The organism is Desulfogranum mediterraneum DSM 13871, from assembly GCF_000429965.1.
Classification (GTDB): Bacteria; Desulfobacterota; Desulfobulbia; order Desulfobulbales; family Desulfobulbaceae; genus Desulfogranum; species Desulfogranum mediterraneum.
The window spans coordinates 217,170-233,674 of the sequence record NZ_AUCW01000012.1 but is presented as its reverse complement, the minus strand read 5'-3'; the positions used below and the strand labels follow the sequence as shown (position 1 = coordinate 233,674).

General features: G+C 50.7%; 10 protein-coding genes. 7 read left to right on the top strand and 3 right to left on the bottom strand.

Going from position 1 to position 16,505, the window contains the following annotated elements; all coding sequences use genetic code 11:
* From G494_RS0105615 to G494_RS0105580, 7 genes are all read left to right on the top strand, one after another.
* On the top strand, positions 1–2,164 hold a 2,164-nt coding region (locus tag G494_RS0105615), incomplete at its 5' end, for a tandem-95 repeat protein (protein ID WP_028583740.1).
* A gap of 1 nt (position 2,165) precedes the next feature.
* Complete coding sequence (locus G494_RS25175; protein ID WP_051305425.1) at positions 2,166–5,195, top strand: EAL domain-containing protein; 3,030 nt, start codon at positions 2,166–2,168, stop codon at positions 5,193–5,195.
* 53 nt (positions 5,196–5,248) lie between these two features.
* Positions 5,249–6,091 (top strand): HDOD domain-containing protein, encoded by an 843-nt coding sequence (locus G494_RS22100; protein WP_051305424.1) that lies wholly within the window; start codon positions 5,249–5,251, stop codon positions 6,089–6,091.
* A gap of 394 nt (positions 6,092–6,485) precedes the next feature.
* Positions 6,486–7,790 carry a TolC family protein gene (locus tag G494_RS0105595; RefSeq protein WP_028583739.1) on the top strand — a complete coding sequence of 435 codons (1,305 nt, stop codon included), beginning with the start codon at positions 6,486–6,488 and terminating at the stop codon, positions 7,788–7,790.
* A 280-nt stretch (positions 7,791–8,070) separates the two neighbouring features.
* The gene (locus tag G494_RS22095) at positions 8,071–9,834 is read left to right on the top strand and encodes an efflux RND transporter periplasmic adaptor subunit (RefSeq protein WP_051305423.1); all 1,764 of its coding nucleotides are present in this window, start codon (positions 8,071–8,073) and stop codon (positions 9,832–9,834) included.
* Positions 9,835–9,893: 59 nt separating this feature from the next.
* A complete protein-coding gene (locus tag G494_RS0105585; protein ID WP_051305422.1) occupies positions 9,894–12,032 on the top strand; it encodes an efflux RND transporter periplasmic adaptor subunit in 2,139 nt (712 codons plus the stop codon).
* Positions 12,025–14,028 carry a preprotein translocase subunit SecA gene (locus G494_RS0105580; RefSeq protein WP_028583737.1) on the top strand — a complete coding sequence of 668 codons (2,004 nt, stop codon included), beginning with the start codon at positions 12,025–12,027 and terminating at the stop codon, positions 14,026–14,028. The genes G494_RS0105585 and G494_RS0105580 overlap by 8 nt, the downstream gene beginning before the upstream one ends.
* A 257-nt stretch (positions 14,029–14,285) precedes the next feature.
* On the opposite strand, the gene G494_RS0105575 is transcribed toward G494_RS0105580, so the two are convergent.
* Genes G494_RS0105575 through G494_RS0105565 form a run of 3 tightly spaced genes read right to left on the bottom strand, consistent with a single transcriptional unit; the run spans position 14,286 to position 16,435 of the window.
* Complete coding sequence (locus tag G494_RS0105575; protein ID WP_028583736.1) at positions 14,286–14,732, bottom strand: flavodoxin; 447 nt, start codon at positions 14,730–14,732, stop codon at positions 14,286–14,288.
* A gap of 38 nt (positions 14,733–14,770) precedes the next feature.
* On the bottom strand, positions 14,771–15,115 hold the full coding sequence (locus G494_RS0105570) for a hypothetical protein (RefSeq protein WP_028583735.1): 345 nt from the start codon (positions 15,113–15,115) through the stop codon (positions 14,771–14,773).
* Positions 15,116–15,148: 33 nt separating this feature from the next.
* Positions 15,149–16,435, bottom strand: a complete 1,287-nt coding sequence (locus tag G494_RS0105565) for a DUF2325 domain-containing protein (protein ID WP_028583734.1) — start codon at positions 16,433–16,435, stop codon at positions 15,149–15,151.
* Positions 16,436–16,505: the final 70 nt, after the last annotated feature.

Sequence of the window (16,505 nt, the reverse complement as noted above, 5' to 3'; positions counted from 1 at the left end):
CACGACCCAGGTGGTCAGCATTACCCTGGCCAATGTCGACGACCCTGCAGTGATCACTGGCAACATCGATTTCAGCGGTGCTGAGGGCGATACGGTCTCCGGTGATCTTGATGCGACGGATGTCGATGGACTGAGCGACAGTAGCTACTTCACGGTAAGCTCTGCAGCCAGCAAGGGGACCGCAGCGATTGATGCTGAAACCGGGGCCTGGACATTCACGCCAACGGATAGCGACTGGTTCGGCAGTGACAGCTTTACCGTCACCGTGACCGACGACCTGGGCGGCAGCACGACCCAGGTGGTCAGTGTTACCCTGGCCAATGTCGACGACGCTGCAGTGATTACTGGCAACATCGATTTCAGCGGCGATGAGGGCGATGCGGTCTCTGGTGATCTTGATGCCAGCGATGTCGATGGATTGGCCGACAGCAGCTATTTCACGGTAAGCACGCCGGCGACCAAGGGGACAGCAGCGATTAATGCTGAAACCGGGGCCTGGAGCTTTACCCCGACGGACAGCGACTGGTTCGGCAGCGATGCCTTTACCGTCACCGTGACCGACGACCTGGGCGGCAGCACGACCCAGGTGGTCAGTATCACCCTGGCCAATGTCGGCGACCCTGCAGTGATCACCGGCAACATCGACTTCAGCGGCGATGAGGGCGATGCCGTCTCCGGTGATCTTGATGCCAGCGATGTCGATGGATTGACCGATGGTAGCTACTTCACGGTAAGCTCAGCAGCCAGCAAGGGCACCGCCGTTATTGATGCAGCAACCGGTAGTTGGACATTCACGCCGACGGATAGCGATTGGTTCGGTAGCGATAGCTTTACCGTCACCGTGACCGATGACCTGGGCAGCACCACGACCCAGGTGGTCAGTGTTACCCTGGCCAATGTCAACGATGTTCCCACCACCACTAGGGTAACCCTCACACCCGTTGCAGCAGACAGTGTGGCCCGCACTATCACCCAGGAAGAGTTGCTTGTTAATGCGGCTGATGTAGAAGGTGACAGTCTTACTGTTACAGGCTTGGCGATAGATTCCGGCAGCGGTAGTTTGATTGATAATGGTGGTGGCACCTGGGAATATACTTTAGCTGCAAATGACGAAACCTCTGTTAATTTTATATACGATATCAGCGATGGCACTGACATCACTGTTGGCTATGCAGATCTTGATATTTCCCCAGTGAGCGAGCCGTCGGCTCCCGGTGAAGAATCCTTAGCTGATGATACCCTGCCCGTTGACGATGGTATGACCGAGACAGGGAATAATGATGCTGGCGATACTGCTACAGGCCAAAGTGCTGAATTTACAGAAAGTGAAGATAAGCTTGAACCAACAGAAGCACCTGCCCCCATTGTTTTACAGTTTGAAGATGAAATCCTCCCAGATAATGGCATTAGTGATGATGAACCAGAGGAGAGTGGTGATCCGATAGCAGCAGAGTTTGCACGGGATCCTGGCAAAGATAAAAGTGCTCCAGAAAAAGAAGATCAAGGATACGAAGATGCTCTATTTCCTGGCAAGGCAACCATTACTGTTTCCAGTCAAGAGGTGCTCTCTCTGGATACTGTCGAAGCAACTGTAGACGATGCGATAGCCGGCACTGGCCAAAATTTCGGAGAAACTGCTTTCGCGACAAAGCTCGCCACAAAACCTCATGTTGATTTTGTAAATCAGTTCACCAGAGAGGATCGTTTCGGAGCATTGTTGAAAGTGGTGAAGATTGTTGGCTCAGAATCATTAGATTTTATTGCACCTTCGGTCTCGGCTGCTTCCGTAAGTAGACAGCCATCAGACCCAGGTCAGTTTGTCTTGGGGGATACCGTTATGCAGTATCATCTTGATGCTATGCGCCAGGATATGAACATGTCCTTTGAGGAAGCCGAGGGCGAGCAGCAAGGTGTCGTGTTTGTGGCCAGCGGTATAACGGCCTCTTTGGGGGCAGGTGTGGTGAGCTATATGTTTCGGGCTGGATCCTTGATGTCGAGTTTTTTAGCAACGGTACCACTGTGGAAAAGCTATGACCCCGTTGCCGTACTGATCGCACCCAAGATTAAGAAAAATAACCTTGATAAGCAAGAAAGGGAAGGCATAGAATCTACATCAGATATTGATACTACTGTCGAAACCATGTTTACAAGAGATCCTGAGTAATATGCGCCTTACCCCAGCAATACGAATAAGCCTTGGACTGGTATCCCTGACAGTCAGTCTGCTGCTTCTCGGTCAACTCTTAGGTTTAGCTCCGGACCGGACTGAGGCTGTCTTTGAATCAAGGAAAAATCTTTCAGAAGCTCTGGCGATACAATTTTCAGCGTCGGCAGAGAATGATATTCTTCCTGTTGTCAAAGAGACCCTCCAATCTTTGGTGGCAAGGGATAATGATATCAGGTCTGCCGCGTTACGGGATGATCAGGGCGGATTGCTTGCCGAGGCAGGTAATCATCTTGCGTACTGGCAACCTTCCAGCGATGGTCGCTCGACATCAACCCATGTCCAGATCCCGATAATGCGCGGAAAGGAACGTTGGGCAACGGTTGAGATAAGTTTTTCGCCGCTATGGGTGAGTAATGTCTCCACAGGGTTGAAAAACTCCTATCTTGGTTTGATCCTTTTTGTCGCTTGTGCCGGGTTTGCAGGTTACTTCTTGTTGATGAAAAGAACGCTGCGAGAACTTGATCCCTCTGCAGTCGTTCCCGGCAGAGTGCGAGCCGCATTTGATGTACTTAAAGAAGGAGTTTTGATTCTTGATGAAAAGGAGCAGGTTGTTCTCGCCAATGCTGCATTTGCAGAGTTAATGGGAAAGTCCCCTTTGGATCTTGTAGGTTTCAGGGGATCAGAGCTTGGCTGGAAAGGGTGCAGGTCGACTCGGCATTTGGAGCACCTTCCCTGGATGCGGGTGCTCAAGGATGGGAAAAGTGTAACCGGGATTCGTTTGGTCAGGGAGTCGGTCAACAGTGCGGCGATAACATTTATTGTTAATGCTGCACCTGTTTTGGACGGTGAAGGAAGGCGTCGTGGAGTTCTTGTCACATTTGATGACATAACTGAGATCGAAGAAAGGAATCAGGAGCTTAGTCAGGCGGTCAATAAACTCCAGTTAACCACTGAAGAGGTCCAGATTAAAAACCGGGAACTGGAATTTCTCGCTAACCATGACCCCATGACGCTTCTCCTCAACAGAAGAGCATTTAATCGGGAGTTCAGTAAGCTCTTTAGCGAAGCGCAGCAGAATGGTTCGGATTTATCGTGCATCATGTGCGATATTGATCATTTTAAATCAGTAAATGACAGGTATGGTCATGCCTCTGGAGATAAAGTTATAAAGGCGGTTGCTGCTCAGTTGCAAAAGAATGCCCGGGAAGGCGACTTGATAGGGCGCTATGGTGGCGAAGAGTTTTGCCTTGTCCTTCCTGGTAGTGATCTTAAACAGGCTGCTTATGTTGGTAACCGGATACGGCAGGCTATTAAGGCAGATGTTTCAACCGGGATTCAGGTGACCATGAGTTTTGGTGCCTCTTCCTTGCAGTTTAAAACCAATGCTCCCGATGAACTGACTAATCAGGCTGACAAGGCCCTCTATATTGCTAAAGAAAGTGGCAGGAATCGTCTTGTCTGTTGGGGTGACGAAGAGCTCGCTGATTTTTCAGGCCAGGAAGGAGGGTGCCTTCCTCTGGCAGATAACAGGCAAGATGCTCAGCCAACACAAGAACACGCAACTCGAAATGTTGTCGAAGAGGAAGGTGGCGGTGATGATGAAGTGCAGCGGTTAACCTTTCGTCTCCAGCAGTTAGAGGAGTTGGCTGAAAAGCGTTCTCAGGAGCTGAAACATATTACAGCCTATGATGTGGTGACAGGCCTGCCAACCAGGACGCTCTTTTATGATCGGGTGTCGCAGGCATTGGTGCGTGGGCGACGTTATGATAATATAGTAGCGATATTGTCCATTTCCATTGACACTGTTCAGCGAATTAGCGAAACCTTGGGCTATAAATCCGGTGAGAATTTATTGCAACAAATAAGCAAGCGGCTGGCTGTAGCCTTGCGGGAAATGGATACCGTGGCCAAGTTACCAACGTCTTCTTTGGTGCCAACAATTTCTCGTCTTAGTAGCGAAGAGTTTGGCATACTGTTGACCGACATAGAGGAAACCGATGCTATCGTCTGGATAGTTAAGCGGATCCTGGTGGAGTTTGATAATGCATTTCATGTAGAAGGGAATAAATTCTACGCTAATGCAAGTGTTGGTATTTCTATTTATCCTTATGATGGCTCTTCCCCTGAAGAACTTGATAAAAATGCTGCGTCGGCCAGGAGGTATGCGAGAAATAAGCTGGATCATAATCAATATTGTTTTTATTCTGATACTATTCATTCTGTATCAACCAAGCACCTGCAGCTAGAAAGTAGACTTCATAGGGCAATAAGTAACGATGAGTTTGTTTTGTATTATCAGCCTAAAATCGATAGTAGGACTTGGTCTGTAGTTGGCATGGAAGCACTGCTCCGCTGGGATGATCCTGAGAATGGTCTGGTCCCACCTTACGAATTTATTTCGATTGCCGAGTATTCAGGTCTCATTGGCGTGATAGGTGAATGGGTGCTGGAGACAGCTTGTAGACAATTACGTGCATGGCTCGACATGGGTATTGAACATAACAGTGTAGCTGTAAATTTTTCAAATAGGCAGTTTCGTGAGCAAGGACTTGTTGCAAAAATTATAAAAATTTTGAATAAGAATAAGCTGAATCCGGAGCACCTTGTGGTAGAAGTTACTGAAACTGCCATGATGGAAAATGTTGCCTACTCTACAGATGTTCTGCGATCAATAGATAGTCATGGAATATGTATTGCTCTTGATGATTTCGGTACTGGATATTCTTCGCTTGGTTATCTGAAAAATTTTCCAGCAAGCTATGTCAAGATAGATCGTTCTTTTGTTGCTGATATTGAGACAAATGAGAAAGAGAAGAGTTTGGTGAATTCGATAATTAAAATGGCTCACGGGATGGGGATTAAGGTGACAGCAGAAGGAGTTGAAAATGAAGCACAGGTAGCACTGCTTCGTAATTTCGGTTGTGATGAGATGCAGGGTTATATCTTCAGTAAGCCAGTTGCTGCCAATGAGGCGACCAGGCTCCTTCAGGGCGGTATTGAGTCTATAGTGAGATCGTGGAGACAGTAGGTGGTGTTCCTGGTCCAGGGATATTTAAAAAGAGCATGTTTCTGGAGGTATAGATGGATGCACTGTTGAAGGACGTCATGAAGACGGCAAATCTTTTTACTCTGCCTGACGTCTATCTTCGCTTGAAAAGCATCCTGGACGATCCTGATTATGCCATGGCTGAGGTCTCGGTGGTGATCAGCCATGATCCGGCGATGACTTTTCGTTTGTTGCGCATAGTAAACAGCTCCCTCTATGGCTTCGCCCAAAAGGTGGAAACCGTTAGCCGTGCAATCACCTTGCTTGGTTCGCATCAGGTGCATGATATCGTGCTGGCGGCCTCCGTCGCCGAGGCATTCAAAGGGATCGCCGCCGACGTGATGGATGTGAGGAAATTTTGGCGATGTAGTGTTCAGTGCGCAGTTACCTGTAGCCATTTGGCCCTGCTGTGCGGAGCTTGCGATAAGGAAAAATTATTTGTTGCCGGCCTGCTGCACGACATCGGTCACCTCGTCATGTATCAAGCTGTTCCAAGTCTCTCGCAACAGGCACTCTTTTATGTAAAAAATACGGGTAAGTCGATAGTCGAAGCTGAGCAAAAAATGCTCGGCTTTGATTATACTCAGATTGGCGCCTACCTCATGGAACAATGGGAACTTTCGGGCACGTTGAAGGAGACAACAGCTCACCATGTCCTGCCTGAAAAAGCCGAACACCATCCATTGGAGACCGTTCTGGTGCATATCGGTTCGCTGTTGACAAGGGCCAATGATGGGGAAGGGGTATTTAATGAGGGTGTGTTGGCTGTGCACCCATATGCATGGGAAATTTCAAGGCTGAGTCCGGAAGACTGCACCTCCATTCAGGAGGAGGTCAAGAAAGATGTTCGAGTGGCAATGGAGCTGATTTTTCTGTAGATGGATGGTGTACTTGTTGAGCGACTTTCTCGCCACCGGGGTTCAATCTGAGCCCTGGTCGTAGGGTAGCGTAGTTACAACCTCTACGACTGCTTGCTTTTGCTTCTCTCTGTAGGGGAAGCAAGCTGCTGGCTATGATTTTTCTTGTCAGGGTGATTAGGGAGCAGTATTGAAAAGATAGTATATGTCATATCTAACCATAAGGTTATTGTCTGGAAGGTCACTTACGTCAACCGTGGTACAGCTCAACATGCGCAAATGTCATTATCGATTCTCTGTTTATTGGGCAATGCTGTTTTTTGCTCTGCTATGTCCAGCTATCGCAAGTACAGGGGGCGGTGAGCCAACTGCCGGTAATAGGACGGCTTCCCCTGCTGTAGACCGGGGGGGGCTAATGTTTCTCAGTCTGGATGACCTCATTGTCATTGCACTTGACCATAACCAGATGATCGAGGTGGTGAGGCAGCAACTGGCACAGAGTGAAGGGCAGCTCACCATGGTCCGATCTGGGTATTTACCGCAACTGGCAGTTGAAGGCCGTTATTTTTATACTGAGAGGCAGGATTCAGCTTCTTCTGCTGCGGAAAATAACAGTGAAGGACAATCTCTACTGGTTAACGATGAAGCTGAAGAGGACGATATCGTCCACGGGGCATTTAATATCTCTCAGCTGATCTATGATTTTGGCAAGACCACAGGTGCCATCGATGCCGGAAAGATGAACCTGAAAGCTGTGGACTCTCAGTTGCAGAGACAGCTCCAGGATATTCTCTTTCAGGTAAAGATGGCATATTATAACGTATTGGAAAAGAAACGATTAGTCGATGTTGCCATGGAGTCTGTGGAAAGTTTCCAGCAGCACCTTGATCGCGCAGATATTTACTATAAAACCGGCGTACGGACCAAGATTGATGTGATCAATGCTGAGGTAGAGCTTTCAAATGCTAGAATGAATCTTGTGCGCTCAAGATATAATCTTAAAACAGCCAGAGTTTCTCTTGAACAAATTTTGGGTACCAAGCCTAACCAGGGACGATATACCCTCTACGATGACGGAGTAAATCTAGATAACGTCATCGAGTCCATGCCTCCAGTGCTTAAGAGCCTTGAAGAATTGATACAGGTTGCCTTGGAGCAGCGACCTGACTTGCTCCAGTTTAAACAGTTGACTGAGGCAGCCAAGGCACAGCTGAGAAGTGTTAAGGGGGATTACTGGCCCTCCATCACGGCAGAGGTCAGGTACAATGACTACGACACGAATCTTTCCCTGTACAAAGATAGTTGGGAGGCAGGGGTTGCCTGTACCTGGAAATTATTTTCAGGATTCCATACACAAGGCGCCGTGGCTGAAGCCAGAGGTGGCGTACTTGAAAATAAAGCAAGGTTTCGGGATATGCAGTTGACTATCACCAGTGAAGTTACAGACAGTTACCTGAAGGCGGATGAGAGTAGGCAGAGCGTACAGATAGCACTGCAAACACTTGGGCTTGCCAGGGAAAATCTTACCTTGGCGCAAAAAAGGTATGAATCCGGATCCTATGATGTGATTGAATTTAACGATGCCCAACTGAGCCTGACGAGAACACTCAGTGAACTGGTTGTAACATATTATAACTATCTTACCGCCTTTGCAGGTATCGAGAATGCAATAGGTGCACAGCTCGGGGGGATGAGGAAGAGGAGCAGCCAGCTTGAATGATATTTTCTAAAACGACTGCTGATGATCTGACCAACTCTGTGCGCAGAGTATCTGCCGTTCAACCACAGGCGGTCTGCTTTTCTGTCTTGTGCTACCTCAAAACCATAGATCCAAAACAGCTGTTGAACCAGAAGAGCTAAAGTCACGACTTCGGCTCTCCACTGTTCCGGCCAAAAAGAGTTTTTTTTCATGCTGACGAGCTGTTCCTGACATCTAAGAAGTCGCTACTTCTTGGGTGTAATGCCTTTAACAGAGATGTTGTTCATATGATTGGTCGCTCATGAATCATTATACACGCAACTGGCTCAATGCACTCTGCAGACAAATAAATGGCATAAGCCGTGCGGTCGTATTTCTGGAGACATCAGAGAACGGCAAGTACACCCCCTCTGCACTTTTTCCGGAAGGACTTACTGATTATCAAGAATTGGTAGATGTGGCAAAAACGGCCTTGTCGGAGGGGAAGGACATCGTCTTGCCGAAAAAAGATGCAGGCGTCAATACCGGTGAACCACAAGATCTCATTGCCTGCCCACTTTTCTTGAAAAAAAAGCTGTATGGTGTTGTTGTACTCCAGGTTACCCGTCGTATCCCCGTAAAACATCAGGCGATCATCCTCTTTATTCAAGATTCGACAGTCTGGCTTGAGGCCTTTCTTAAGGAACAGGGATCGGGTGATAATCAGCAACTGGTTACCTTGCTGGAACTTGTCGCCTCCTGCCTGGAACACGAACACGTTCAAGAGGCAGCCACCGATGTGGTCTCCGAGCTGAGTGATCGTCTTTCCTGTGAACGGGCCAGTATCGGCTTCCTCCGTGGGCGTTCAGTCAAAGTCGTAGCAGTGTCGCATAGCGCTGGATTCGATCAAAAATCCAACCTGATCCGTGATATCGGCGAAGCAATGCACGAGGCCATGGACCAGGGATGTGCCATTAGCTATCCCCAAAGCGATGATGCGGTTCTCGTTACCCGCTGTCATGCGACCCTGCTTGATCTCTATGGCATTGGAGCGTCTCTAACGGTTCCCTTCGTCAGCCATGGGAAGGTTTCAGGGGCAGTGTTGATCGAAAGGGGGACAGATGATCTTTTTGATCAGGCAACAAGAGAACATCTTGAACATATTGTATCCATCGTCGGCCCTGTACTTGAAGTAAGGCTGCGTGATGAACAGTGGCTGCCCATACGTATAGCCCATGCCTGCAAGCATCTTATGGCGCGTATTTTGGGGCCCGGGCACCTGGCCCTTAAATTTTCCCTCCTCTCCCTCTGTCTTGTTGCCGCGACTCTCTTCTTTGTCTTCGGCGAATTTCGGGTTGCAACGAATGCGCGATTGGAAGCCCTGATACAGCGGGTAGTTGTTGCTCCCCAGGATGGCTATATTGCGCAGACGACTGTCCGGGCCGGCGATATTATCCACAGCGGTGATGTCCTTGCCACCCTTGACGACAAGGATCTCAACCTTGAGAATCGGAGATGGTCAAGTCAGTTAGAGCAACTCCAAACCGAGTATCGCGATGCCCTTGCCAAACATGATCGTTCTCGGGTCAGTATAGTCAGTGCCAGGATAAGGCAGGCAGAGGCTCAGCTGAACCTTGTGAATGAGAAACGTGCTCGGACAAGGCTGACAGCACCTTTTGATGGTCTCGTTGTCAGTGGTGACCTCAGTCAATCCCTTGGTTCACCGGTCCAGCGAGGTCAGGTGTTGTTTACGGTTGCTCCCTTAGATGCCTACAGGGTCATGCTTAAGGTCGATGAACGTGATGTTGGCAAGGTCCTCAAGGGACAACATGGCAACCTGGTCCTTTCCGGCATGCCAAGACAAGCGTTTCGTTTCACTGTAGACAAGATCACTCCTGTATCAATCGCTGAAGAGGGGCGTAATTTCTTTCAGGTGGAAGCGAAAATAGAGGAATCTTCTGATTTGCTGCGTCCCGGTATGGAGGGGGTCGCTAAGATTGATATTGATCAGCGGCGGTTGATTTGGATAGTGAGCCATCGATTCGTTAATTGGTTGCGAATGAGGTTTTGGGCTTTTTGGCCCTAGTGGGCTGTTAAACCAGGGCCAATTTCTCTTGCTGTTTTAATTGTTGAGCGGTGATAGCTATGTCCCTTTACAGTACATATTGGTACCGGGTGGCGGACATCAAGCCGAGTTTGCGTAGGCATGTGGTTCTCCATCGACATGTCTACCGTAACGAGAACTGGTATGTCCTCCAGGATCCCTCATCAGGGCGGCAGCATCGATTTAATACAAATGCCTATCTTGTCATCTCCTTGATGGATGGGCAAAGAACCGTGGCTGCCATTTGGGATGCTGCCTCTGCCCTGCTCGGTGATCAGGTGCCATCCCAGGATGAAATTATCCGTCTGCTCAGTCAGCTCCATTCCATCGATGTGCTGCAAAGTAGTGTTCCCCCGGATACCCAGGAGTTGTTTCAGCGTCAGAGCATGCAGCGGGGTAAATGGAAACAGCGGTTTAAAAATCCATTTGCCCTGCGATTTCCTCTCCTTGATCCCGATCGCTTTCTCGTCAAATGGATGCCGCTGGTCAGGCCGCTTTTTAGCTGGTCAGGATTGCTGATATGGTTTCTCTTTGTCGGCACAGCTGTGGTGCTTGCTGCTCTTCATTGGCCGGAATTGAGCCAAAATATGGCTGATCGAGTTTTCACTCCTGAGAATCTTCTTCTTCTTTGGTGTGTTTATCCTGCGGTCAAGCTCCTGCACGAACTTGGTCACGCCTTTGCCACCCGTATATGGGGTGGTGAGGTCCATGAGATGGGCCTTATGTTGCTCGCCTTCACGCCGATCCCTTACGTCGAGGCTTCGTCATCAGCTGCCTTTCCTGATAAGCGCAGGCGGATGGCTGTCGCTGCTGCCGGAATGGCGGTTGAGTTATTTGTTGCTGCAGCGGCTCTTTTTATCTGGCTCAATGTTGAGTCAGGGCAGGTGAGTACTATTGCCTATAACATCATGCTGGTGGGTGGCATCTCGACGCTGCTGTTCAATGGTAATCCATTGCTTCGCTATGATGGCTATTATATCCTGGCAGATTGGATTGAGATTCCAAATCTCGGTCAACGATCAACTCGTTACCTCGGTTACCTCCTGCAGCGTTACCTGTTCGGCGTTACAGATGCTGCTTCACCGGTTACCTCGAAGGGAGAACCTCTCTGGTTCGTTGCTTACGGAATTATCTCTTTTTGTTACCGTTTGTTGGTATTGGCACTTCTGGCGCTCTTTATCAGCAGCAAGTTCTTTTTTGTCGGCGTTCTGATTGCCCTGTGGGCGATCTGCACCCAGATTATTGTTCCTGCGATTCGTAACAGCTACTCCTTCTTTCAGAGCGTTGCCGGCCGTAGAAAGCGAACACGTTTCGTCACCGCTTCTCTGCTGTCCGCCGTCCTGACCTTGATTATGCTCTTTGTTGTTCCTGCCCCACTGAGAACCCGTGCTGAAGGGGTCGTATCTTTACCGGAACATTCCCGGGTCCGCGCAGGCACAGACTGCTTTATCGCTGACCTGCTGGCAGAGGATGGTCAAGCAGTGGCTGTCGGGGACCCTCTCATCCGTTGTGTAGACCCGTACATAGAAGCTGAGGCACGTGTGCTTAAGGCGAATGTTGAGGAAGTAAGGGCTCAATATAATGCCGAGCCCCTGCAATCACGGGTTCAGCGAGAGATCCTCAAAGATAAAAAAAACGCGGCTCAAGCCGACCTGACCCGTACCCTGGAAAGGATGAACGAGCTGACTATTCGTAGTCCCGGTCAGGGGCTTCTGGTGTTGCCCGATGCCAAAAATCTAGCGGGTCGCTTTGTCAAACAGGGAGATCTTCTTGGATATATCGTAGGGGCAGGCAGGTCGTCTGTGCTTGTGGTGGTCCGGCAGGATGATATTGCCCTGGTCAGAGAACGGACAAGAGGGGTTGAGCTCAGGCTGGCCGGTAGCCTCGACACCCTTTTGACCACTACCGTTAACAGAGAAATTCCAGCAGCAAGCGAGTACCTCCCCAGTCCTGTGCTCGGTACCGGCGGAGGTGGTAAGATAGCAGTGGCACCAGGAGATCCCCAGGGGACACAGACGTTAAGGAAAACATTTCAGCTTGAGTTTAATTATCCCTTCAAGATGGGACAGGTGCGGATAGGGGAACGGGTGTATGCCCTGTTTGATCACGGCTACGAACCACTGGGCCTGCAATGGTACCGCTGTCTTCGCCAGCTTTTTCTGCGACAATTCCATGTTTAACCACCGCCTGTCGGCAATACCGCAACCAGGCATTGTCAACGGTTTCTACCCGGAACGTTCGCCCCAAAAAAGAGAATTTCTCCATGGTGCCGTCAGCTCTTGTACAGGTCTTGTACGTTCCCTAACCGTATATCGCAGCGGGGCGTTGCGTCGTACACTTGCTGCGATTCATCATCATTGCCGGCAAATTGAAAAACTTGATGACACAGCATTGGCAGAATATGCAAAAAAACTTCGACTACAGCTTCATCAGCATGGCCTGACAACCGATCTTACCAGAAAGGCCTTTGCCTTGATCCGGGAAACAGCTGGCCGAACCATCAATATGCGTCATTTCGACACGCAACTGATTGGTGGCTGGATCATGGTGCATGGCAGGCTTGCGGAGATGGAAACCGGAGAAGGAAAAACATTCACCGCCACCCTTGCTGCCGCCGCCGCAGCCCTTGCCGGTATCCCGGTCCATATCGTTACGGTCAACGACTATCTTGTGACCCGTGATGCCGAATCAATGGGGCCAATTTACCAGGCACTGGGACTACGGGTTGGCGCTGTTACCGAGAAAATGGATCCCGGCCAACGGCGTTCCGCCTATGCCGGAGATATTACCTATTGCACCAATAAACAACTCGCCTTTGATTACCTTCGGGATCGTCTCGTTCTTGGTGATGATCACGGTCGTTTGCGCCTCCAACTCGAACGGTTGCATAATAAAAAATCGCGTAAAGAACGTCTGTTTCTGCAGGGGCTCTGCTTTGCGATTGTGGATGAAGCTGACAGTGTACTTATTGACGAGGCACGTACGCCCCTTATCATCTCGCGAAACACCGAAAACCCAGAGGAAGAACAGGCCTATTTTCGGGCAATGGCATTGGCCGAATCATTGCGCAACGATATTGATTTCACCCTGGACCATCAGGGACGTCGAGTTCATTTAAGTGATGAGGGCAGCAGGCGCATTGCTGCATTGAGCAAGGCAATAGGAGGAATCTGGAATGGTACCAGGCAAAGGGAAGAACTTGTCTGTCAGGCCCTTGCAGCCCAAAATTTGTATCAGTTGGACCGTCACTACCTTGTGCAGGATGGGAAGGTACTGATCATTGATGAGAATACAGGGCGGGTCATGGCAGATCGATCCTGGGAGCGGGGGCTGCACCAGTTGGTTGAAATCAAAGAAAACTGCGAGCTTAGCGGTCAGCGGGAACACCTGGCCCGTTTGACCTATCAGAGGTTTTTCAGGCGGTATATCTGCCTTGCAGGCATGACAGGTACTGCCCGGGAAGTGCAGCGGGAATTATGGTCGGTTTACGGTTTAGTTGTCGTCAAGGTGCCAACGAATAAGCCGCCTCGACGCAGGGAGTTGGCTCGGCGTATTTTTCCTGATCAAGCAACAAAATGGAATGGTGTCATCACGCAGATCAGAACAATGCACAAGCAGGGACGACCAATACTGGTGGGGACCCGCTCTGTTGCTGCATCTGAACACCTGAGCAGCATGCTCAGGGGCGCGGGCCTAAGGCATCAGGTCCTGAATGCGCGCCAGGATGCTCAAGAAGCAGAGATTGTCGCCCAGGCTGGAGGTAAAGGCGCCATTACCATTGCAACCAATATGGCAGGCCGTGGCACCGATATTCCTCTGGAGGAAGGTGTTGCCGAAATAGGTGGGCTGCACATAATCGCCACTGAAGGTAACGAAGCACGACGGATTGACCGTCAACTGTATGGCCGTTGCGGCAGGCAGGGAGATCCGGGCAGTTATGAAACAATCCTCTCTGTTGATGATGAACTCCTCCAGCACTACCTTGGTCCTATGCTCTTGAGCTTTCTTGGTGGTCTGGTGCAGCAAGAGAAACCATTATCGCAGCATATTGGCCTGATCAGCATGGCCCTTGCCCAGTCTGCAAGAGAGCGCTACCACCTTCAGATACGACGCGATCTTATGGAGATGGATGAGCGTGTCACTAGCTTACTCGGCTTTAGCGGACGATTAGAGTAAGAAAAAAGCAGAGAGCTCAGCAGGGCAGAGATCGTTCGCTCAGCTCGGCCTGTTAAGAGGAGTATAGCGCCCCCTTGTCAAGACCATATGTGCCTTTGTTTAAGGTGTAGCAAGTTGAGAGGTGGCGGTGCGTCAAAAATTCGGACAAGCCCTTAAGTGAGTGTCCACTTTTTCTAAACCACCTCGCTGTTCCAGCGACACAGGAACACGGCCAGGCCGGCAGGGAAGGAAGAGGCCGCTCCTGCCGGCCGGCAGGCTTAGATGGTCGTGCTGAGTTCGGCGGCCCACTGCCGGATATCGGCAGCCGACGCATCCGGTTCCCCATCGATACGCAGGGGCTCGTTGAGCAGCTCTGCTCCCAGCTCGGTCATCTTTTGGTCAAGCAGGTCAACAGCACCGCAATAGTGGGGGAAGCTTGAGTCGCCGCAGCCGAATACGCCGACTCGGAGTCCCTTGAGCTCGGCCTGGTCAAGGTTATGGTAAAAGGGTTCAAAGTCTTCCTGGAACTCTATCTCCTCATCACCCCAGGTCGAGGCGCCGAGCAGAACACAATCCCACCCCGCTGTCAGCTCCTCCACCCTGGCGTTGCTGACGTCTCTGAGCGTCACCTCTGCTCCCTTTTCCTGAAGATAGTCGCCTATCTGTTCCGCTACCATCTCTGTGTTGCCTGTGGTTGAACCGTAGATAATCAGGGTCTTTGCCATGGTGTACTCCTCTGAGAGTTGTTGTATTGGTCGAATGGTCAGGCTGCCTTCTTGGCGCAGCCGCATCTGCCGCAGCCGCCCTCTCCGCAGGCCTGCTTGGGGCGGATGATCACCTTGCCTGCATCGTGGCAGAGTGCCAGTCCCTTCTCACCCATGAGGTAGATCTTCTTTTCCGGCAGCTTGGACCTGGAGACGAGGTCGTTAAAGGCGAACTGTGCGGCAGGGGTGATGGTGGAAATACCCTCGGTATGAATGAAGACATTGCCCGTTCCCAGGTAGGTGCGAGCCATGATAACGGTTACCCTCAAAGCCGTCTCTTCGTTAAAGGACCCCTTAAGGTTGATGTGTAGGTTGCCGTTACGTTGGTTGGCGTTAATTTTCATGGATCTCTCCTCGGATGAGCTGTGGTTTGGTGCCTATTGAATAATCTTGGTGAGCCCTTTTGCCAGTGATGAGAGCCCGGAACTTCGCATCATCACATAGGGTTTCTGGTTGCGTTTGCAGATACGCTTCACACAGTTGGTGGCATCATGGCTTACGCAGTCTATGGGGCAGAGCACGGCATCGGCGGTGTGGAGCATTTTCGGCAGCTGGTTGCGCGATGCCTCCTTGCCGCCGTCATGGTGGATGAAGCGCCCGTTCATCTTTTCCACCATCTCCCGGTAGCGGGGGACCATCTTGCTCAGGCCGCCGACATAGAGGACGGTCTTGCCGCAGAGATCAGGCCCCGGACACCTTTCCGTATGCTGATCGCTGCAATGTTCGCAGTCTGGGGTGGCCGTGGTTGCGTTTAGGATCATGGCCGTTTCCATGGAGAGGATTTCCAGAGCCAACTCCTCCTTTTCCCGCTGAAGGGCCTTGCACCTGGACTCAAGGTCGTCCACATTATCCCAGGCCACCTCAAGCAGTTCTCTGCTCTGCTCAAGTTGAGCGGCAAGGAGGTCGCCTGTTCCCTGCAAGCCGGCATTTTTCTGGCGGACAGCAAGCAGATCCTCCTGGAGCGTCTCTATCCTCTTTTCAAGCTCTGCCCGATCTGCGCCTGATTCCAAGGTGGTAATCCTTGTCAGCAGCTCTCGCTGCTCCGCCAGCAAGCACTCCTGGGTGGCCTGCATTTTGGCCAGCTCGTCCTGGTCTGCCAGGTGCTGTTTTTTTTCCTTTCGAGCCAGTTGCCGCTCTGAGAGCAGCACCTTCTCCAGGAGGGCCAGCTTGGAGCGCAGTTCATTGGCGCTCTGGCGCTCCTTTTGGGAGGATGCAAAGACATCGTGGGAAAGCATATGGACCTGGCCGTATATTTGTGAGCGGAGCTCACTGCTTATGGTCGGGTGGGTCATGACCGCCCAATAGGCGCCGGCAACAGCACCCTTGTCCAGATCCCTTGTCCAGAGACCGTGTATGGCGTCGTCGTCCTCTGCCCTCTTGTAGCGGTTAATCGCCTTGCGGTGCTTCAGATCGAGCAGCTTGTGCAGGGCCCTGGACTGCGGGCAGCGTTGACTTGCCTGGTTGACCAGATTGGTGTGGATCTGGAAATCGTCCATGGTGCTGCTCAAACCATAGAGCCTCTTCCTGGCCAGTCTTCGGATGTCGGCTCGCCGCAGGCAGGTCCCGACGATTGAGCAGTGATACCCTTCCTTTCCTTCCCACAGCTTCCTCCGTCGAGGAGCAGGGCGGTTACCTCCGGCGGAGGCGTTGTGCCTGGTGTTCATTTCGCTCTCCATTGGTTAGCTTTGTTTAATAGTGTTAGTGGTGTCTAATTTGAGGCGTAAAATAATTCCC

Excerpts from the sequence above, each read along its gene's own strand:
- G494_RS25175 (WP_051305425.1), top strand. The coding sequence starts at position 2,166 with ATGCGCCTTACCCCAGCAATACGAATAAGCCTTGGACTGGTATCCCTG.
- G494_RS22100 (WP_051305424.1), top strand. The coding sequence starts at position 5,249 with ATGGATGCACTGTTGAAGGACGTCATGAAGACGGCAAATCTTTTTACT.
- G494_RS0105595 (WP_028583739.1), top strand. The coding sequence starts at position 6,486 with ATGTTTCTCAGTCTGGATGACCTCATTGTCATTGCACTTGACCATAAC.
- G494_RS22095 (WP_051305423.1), top strand. The coding sequence starts at position 8,071 with ATGAATCATTATACACGCAACTGGCTCAATGCACTCTGCAGACAAATA.
- G494_RS0105585 (WP_051305422.1), top strand. The coding sequence starts at position 9,894 with ATGTCCCTTTACAGTACATATTGGTACCGGGTGGCGGACATCAAGCCG.
- G494_RS0105580 (WP_028583737.1), top strand. The coding sequence starts at position 12,025 with ATGTTTAACCACCGCCTGTCGGCAATACCGCAACCAGGCATTGTCAAC.
- G494_RS0105575 (WP_028583736.1), bottom strand. The coding sequence starts at position 14,732 with ATGGCAAAGACCCTGATTATCTACGGTTCAACCACAGGCAACACAGAG.
- G494_RS0105570 (WP_028583735.1), bottom strand. The coding sequence starts at position 15,115 with ATGAAAATTAACGCCAACCAACGTAACGGCAACCTACACATCAACCTT.
- G494_RS0105565 (WP_028583734.1), bottom strand. The coding sequence starts at position 16,435 with ATGAACACCAGGCACAACGCCTCCGCCGGAGGTAACCGCCCTGCTCCT.